This is a genomic window from Streptomyces smyrnaeus, assembly GCF_017676345.1.
GTDB classification, from domain to species: domain Bacteria; phylum Actinomycetota; class Actinomycetes; order Streptomycetales; family Streptomycetaceae; genus Streptomyces; species Streptomyces smyrnaeus.
The window spans coordinates 1-1463 of sequence record NZ_JAFFZM010000057.1 but is presented as its reverse complement, the minus strand read 5'-3'; the positions used below and the strand labels follow the sequence as shown (position 1 = coordinate 1463).

The 1463-nt window shown below is 67.4% G+C and carries 1 protein-coding gene; it reads left to right on the top strand.

Annotation, left to right across the window (positions count from 1 at the left end; genetic code table 11):
• Positions 1-237: 237 nt before the first annotated feature.
• Positions 238-1440, top strand: coding sequence for an IS110 family RNA-guided transposase (locus JW613_RS35435; protein ID WP_209215306.1), 1203 nt, complete (start codon positions 238-240; stop codon positions 1438-1440).
• Positions 1441-1463 lie beyond the last annotated feature (23 nt).

The window sequence follows — 1463 nt, the reverse complement described above, 5'->3', positions numbered from 1 at the left end:
CCCCCCCCATTACCGTTTTCGTCGGCCCCGCAACGGGGCTCTCGGCCTCTGGGCTCGGCATGACTTCCCCCCCTTGTTTTTCATGATCCGGGGGGTGGTGTCACCGGGCCCGGAGGGCACCGGTAGACCGCTAATCAGGGGCATGAACACCGGTTTTCCCGGGAGGCTCTTCGTAATGTGGATGCTGGCGACTGGTGCCGCAGGTGAGGCCGGGCTCGAACAACGCAAGGACCGCACGTGATCGACACCAGTGACATCGGCGTCTTCCTCGGACTGGACGTTGGCAAGGGCGAACACCACGCCACCGCCGTCACCCCGGCCGGGGAGAAAGCGTTCGACAAGCGGCTGCCCAACAGCGAGCCGAAACTGCGCGAGCTGTTCGACAAGCTCACGGCCAAGCACGGCCTGGTGCTCGTCGTCGTCGACCAGCCCGCCTCGATCGGCGCCCTGCCGCTGGCCGTCGCCCGCGACGCGGGCTGTCAGGTCGCCTACCTGCCCGGACTCACGCTGCGGCGGGTCGCCGACCTCTATCCGGGCGAGGCCAAGACGGACGCGAGGGACGCGTTCATCATCGCGGATGCGGCCCGCGCGATGCCGCACACTCTCCGTGCCGTCGAGCTGGCGGACGAGACCGTGGCCGAGCTGGAGATGATCGTCGGGTTCGACGACGATCTGGCCACCGAGGCCACTCGCGTCAGCAACCGCATCCGCGGCCTGCTCACCCAGATCCATCCCTCGCTCGAACGCGTCCTGGGCCCACGGATTCAGCATCCCGCCGTCCTCGAAATCCTCGAACGCTTCGGCTCTCCGGCCCAGTTGAGCAAGGCCGGACGCCGCCGGTTGATCAACGTCTTACGGCCGAAGGCGCCCAGGATGGCCGAACGTCTGGCCGGCGACATCCTCGCCGCGCTGGCCGGGCAGACCGTCACGGTCCCCGGCACCCATGCCGCCGGACTGATCATTCCGAGCCTTGCCGGGCAGATGAAAGCCGTGCTTGACCAGCGGAAACTCCTCGCCCGAAGGATCGAGGAACTGCTGGAGGCCCACCCTCTTTCCGCCGTCCTGACCTCGCTTCCAGGGGTCGGGGTCAGGACGGGAGCCCGCATCCTCATCGATGTCGGCGACGGCAGCAACTTCCCCACCGCCGGCCATCTTGCGGCATACGCGGGACTCGCCCCCGCGACCCGGAACTCGGGCTCCTCCATCCGTGGTGAACAGCCCTCAAGACGAGGAAAGAAGCAGCTCAAGAGGGCTTTCTTCCTCTCCGCGTTCGCCGCACTGTCCGAGCCCGTCTCCCGCGCCTACTACGACAAGAAGATCAAGGAGGGAAAGCACCACACCCAGGCCCTGCTCTGCCTGGCCAGACGCCGGTCCGACGTGCTCTTCGCGATGCTCCGCGACGGCACGTTCTACCAACCCCAACCCGCCCCAGCCCCTTGACCAAACAGATAGGGGCACCCCCC